This window comes from Coleofasciculus sp. C1-SOL-03, assembly GCF_040220555.1.
Lineage (GTDB): Bacteria > Cyanobacteriota > Cyanobacteriia > Cyanobacteriales > Coleofasciculaceae > Coleofasciculus.
On record NZ_JAVJUO010000133.1, the window covers coordinates 1 to 4,997 of the forward strand.

Consider the following 4,997-nt stretch of genomic DNA (forward strand, 5'->3'; position numbering starts at 1 on the left):
ATGAAATCAACCCTATAGGCTGGCACATTTTTCCATTATGAAGTAAGCCTCCCACAAAACCACGGCATTTGTCAATACTAAAATAGAAATGATTTTAGTGATTCTAGGCTAATAGTTCATCAACGGCTATACTGAAACCGGATAAAACAGTTTGTGTACTCACCACTTCCCCAGAAGTAAACACCAATCTCTGGTTGTGAGTGGTGATAATAATCCAACGGCTTTCTGGAAAGACTAACCAAACTTCCTCACCTCCTGATTGTAAGTATTCTTGGGCTTTGAGAATCACTTCTTCAGCTAAATCCGTGGGGGAAACGATTTCTGCACTCAGGGGAAAACTTCGGGGGAGGACTTTTTCCTCACCATATTGGCTGACAAGTTCTGGGGGAAGATAGGCGACATCGGGACAACGCCCTTGTTTATTGGTGCGACAAGGAACATCTGTATATACTTTTCCTCCTTGTCCACTAGAGTCTTTATAACTTCTCCAGTGAAAGTACAAATTACCCTGAATTTCACTATGTTTGAGTGTCATACCATTGGTCTCGATTAATTCTCCATTGACCCATTCTGTACTATTTGGGGGATTTTGCATCCAGTTTTCTAGGGAGATGGGTTTGGGGTGAGTTGCGGGAATTGTTGAGGTGATCATTGTTTGAAAGTTAGGGGTGAATTCGGTAATGTTTATAGGGTAACGCAGAGGTTCGCAGAGGGTAGCGCAGAGGTTCGCAGAGGGGTTATTTGGGCTTTTAGGGTGGGTGCGCGTTTGTTTGTTTTTGGCGTAATTTGTCCAATTGTTCGCGGGCAAAGCGTTGCACGTTGGGATCGGGATCGTATGCTATCAGGTTTTGCAAGAGTTTGAAAGTTTGAGGATAATGAGGGTATTGTTTTACAATAATCTCAAGTCCGGTTTTTCGAGGATTATTGTCATGACAACTATAAAAATTCAAATCATGTTCGACCACAAAATAGCACAAAAAACTGAATATAGATGAGTTGTTTTTCCAAGCCAATGCTAATTCTTGTATTGCCACTTTTCGCACAGTTTGGTTTCTATCGAACAGGGCGCATTTTTTGATCAATGTTAAAATATCAGGGTCATCCGTCCAGCCACGAGCTAACTCTTTTAAGGCTGACTGCCGCACGGTTGCCCTGCTAGACTGAGCGCATTTTTTGAGAAAAGCTAGGGTATCAGGATCATCTTTCCAGCCACGACCTAATTCCTGTATAGCTAATTCTGGCACAGTTTTAATGCTATTAGACTGGACATGGGATTTGAGAAAAGCTAAGGTATCAGGGTCATCCTTCCAGCCATGGGCTAATTCCTGTAGAGCGAATTTTTGCACTGATCTATCGCTATTGAACTGGGTACAGGATTTGATAAAAGCTAAGGTATCAGGCTCGTTCTTCCAGCCACGGACTAATTCCTGTAAAGCACGTTGTCGTACTAATGCATCGCTCTTGGACAAGATAAAAAACTTTATAAAACCTAATGTATTAGGATCATTTCTCCAGCCACGGACTAATTCCTGCAAGGCGAATTTTCGTACATTAACATCCCTGTCAGACTGAACGCATTTTTTGATAAAATCTAAAGTATTAGGCTTGTTTTTCCAACCACGGGCTAATTCCTGTAAGGCAAATTTTCGCACAGTTACATCCCTATCAGACTGAATACATTTTTTGAAAAAAGCTAAGGTTTCTGGCTCATCCTTACAGGTACGAACTAACGTTTGTAGTTCAGCTATTCGTATTTGCGGATTTTCATCATACTGAGCGCGGATTTTGAGACTTATGATTTGAGTATCATAGTGCCAATTATGAATTAACTCTTTTAAAAGCATCTCTCTTACCCTGGAAGAGTTGTCCAAATAGGCGCGAATCTTAAGTAAAGGCAAAGTATCAGGATGATTTTTCCAGCCCTTAATTATCTCCTGTAGAATAGCTATTCGCACATTTGAATTATTATGGGAATGAGCGCAATAACTTAAAAGTTTTAATGTATCAGGATGCTCTTTGTATCCCTGAACTATCTCCTGCAAAATTGCTTGGCGCACTGAAAGAACGTTGTTTTGAGCAAGACGAGATATAAGCCAAGGTAAAGTTTTGCTGTCCTCTTTCCAAGTTGAGGCAATTGTTGTTACTGCTTGAGTCTGAATTTCTGTGATTAAGCTGAATTTTTTTTGATTTTTAATCTGCTTATAATCTACCCACTTGCATAAGCTTTCCAGTTGATCAAGGAGTCGAGTCGCCGTTTGGCTAATCTGGGAACGACTTCTAACTTCTGTCAGACATTTAGCCGCTAAAAATAAATTCCTAAACTTAGCTGCTTTCCCATTCTGCCTAATTAAATAATCAATAATTTCCCCAACAAACTGCTCATCAATCATCGCCGCAATTAACCGCAGTACCTCATGCCAACTCTCCTCCTGCCAATGCTTACCAAATACCTCCCTCTTAAGTTCCTCTATGGAAAGCGATTGTTTCTCTTTAAATTGCCAGACAAACTCCCACGCACAGAAAAACTCCAGAAACGTGCGATGGACAAAGGAATAGCAATCAGCACCAGAAAAACATAAAATAAAATTCCGTTCCCGTAACTGCTTAATAATTAACCGAGACACCGTTCGCGGTTTTTCTACGTCTTGTAGCGTCTCTAAATACCCCGCTAAAATCTGTTCCAACTGATCTACATTAATTAAATTCCCAGCTAACCCTTGGGGTGCAGCTTGCATCTGATACGCCACTCGCCGCAACATCGCCTGTTTTTCTTTGCGAGTAATCGTGTCGGGGGACAGTTTTTCGTCGGGGGGTAATCCTTTCTCAATATCCCATTCATGGAGGAGAACCCGCGATGCTTCATCGTAAAGTTCCGCCCGTTCCCGTGGCAATTCTCGGTTGCGATTTAAGATTGCCATCATGGTTAACAATAAAGGATTTCCGGCTAATTCCCGAATCGCGGGTGACTCATTAATTGCCCGTTGTAAACGGTTTTGTAGTCGGGGTTTATCGGGTTGATTGCCAAAGGCTAAATCATGCCATTTCTGTACAAATGCTTGTATTTGTTCGGCTTCAAAGTCTTGTAAGGTAAAATGACGAAACTGGGCATCCCGTAACCGTTGGGCTTTATACCCAATAATCCGAGAGGTTACCATGACTCGAACTTGGGGATATTGATTCGTAAAGCGGATAATCTCGGTAATTAGCGTATCTCTACCAACGGGGTCAAATATCTCATCTAAACCATCAAATAAGACAAACGCATCTCCAGCTTCTAATACCTCATCCAAGCGATGTTGATTCAGATGACAAATCGCCGCCGCCCCCTGATGGATAAACTCCAAGAATGTTTTCGGTAACGTGCGATCGCGGGCATAATTCCGTAATTCTATCAGCAGGGGAATTGTTTTTGTCGGTTTCTCTGCCCAATCTAGCGCCACATATTGGGCTAACGTGGATTTCCCGGAACCTGGATCACCTAAAATAACAACGTAGGGGTAATTGGGTTGATGAAGTATGTCTAATACCGAACGAATCGGCTGTCGGTAGTAAGTTTCCCGATACTGTTCCAACTCTTCCGGGGAAATCTGTTCATCTAACTGGTTGGCATCTTGTAACCGTTTCAGATAATCTCTAGGAATATCATAAAGCGGCATGGCTTCCCGCACCGTTTGAGGGACAAATACCTGCCATAAGCGCATTGGGTACTTGTAGCTACCGGGATCTAAGGTTTCTAGTTTGAGATAACCATAGAACTCTTTTAAGCTTTCCCGATACTGGCGCAGGTCAAAATCTGGGATAATACCTGCGATCGCGTCAGTATTGTCTCGAATCGCCTCTAGGTTCTGGGAATCGAGAATCATTCTTAATTCATCAGACTCTCGACAGATGGCTTTCACTCGCCGGAGATACTGCTGAGTAATCGCTTGCCAATCAAATTCTGCTGGTAACGCCTTTAATTGCAAGGTTTCCCAGGTTTGGGCTAAGGTATACCCATCCAGAGAACGACACCCCTCGGCAAAGGCTTGACTTAACTCCTGCTTAACCGCCTTATTGTGAATAAATGTCTTTAACGCCCCCTGATAAGGTTTCAATTCCTCCTGACTCAATCCCCAGGTTTCCAACTCTTCCTGTACCAATTGCAAGAATTCCTTCAGCGCTTTACCCACAGCTTTTACCAGGGGTTCTTTCTGGAAGCGTTCCGGTAAGGCTTTAATGCGGTCTTTGAAGAAATCTTTCGTATAATCTTCTAAGGTTCCCTTCGCCAGCTCCTTGAGGACATCCCCAAAGACGAACCCAACCGCATTAGCTACCCCCCAAACAACGAGCGCATCCATCCGATACTATCCAACGACTCATCTCTATTTTTCTACTATAGTCGCAAGTGAGTCAATGATAATCTTAACGACTCTAATCTTGATTTCACCCTCTCCCTATAGTGGTGTTGAATACAGGATGAAAACAGACCCTATAGGTGGGCACATTTTCCCATTATGAAGTAAGACTCCCACAAAACCACGGCATTTGTCAATACTGAAATAGAAATTATTTTCCCTGTTCGGGAGTTAGGGGTGAATTCGATAATTTGATCGGGAAACGCTCCAGGTCAACAGAGGGGTTGTTGTCGCGTTTGGGGTGGGGTGCGATCGCGTTGGTTTTTTGAACACTGAAGATCCAGAACTGGGAATTGTTGATATTGGCGCGTTGGCGGAGCCTGTTCCCAAGAGAACGTATCGCATCCATATTTCTGGCATGTTCTGACGCTTTAACGGATTTCTTGACTAGGGCAATTCAAATTCCTACTGATGGGATAAGCTTAAACCCGTGATTTCACCGAATGTTTGTGTTGAATCGGGATGAAATCAACCCTATAGGCTGGCACATTTTTCCATTATGAAGTAAGCCTCCCACAAAACCACGGCATTTGTCAATACTAAAATAGAAATGATTTTAGTGATTCTAGGCTAATAGTTCATCAACGGCTATACTGAAACCGG

The 4,997-nt window shown here is 42.7% G+C and carries 2 protein-coding genes; both read right to left on the reverse strand.

Going from position 1 to position 4,997, the window contains the following annotated elements:
* Positions 1-103: 103 nt before the first annotated feature.
* Positions 104-652 (reverse strand): Uma2 family endonuclease, encoded by a 549-nt coding sequence (locus RIE73_RS21190; RefSeq protein ID WP_446403072.1) that lies wholly within the window; start codon positions 650-652, stop codon positions 104-106.
* Between the two features lie 97 nt (positions 653-749).
* Positions 750-4,337, reverse strand: coding sequence for a HEAT repeat domain-containing protein (locus RIE73_RS21195; RefSeq protein ID WP_446403073.1), 3,588 nt, complete (start codon positions 4,335-4,337; stop codon positions 750-752).
* Positions 4,338-4,997 lie beyond the last annotated feature (660 nt).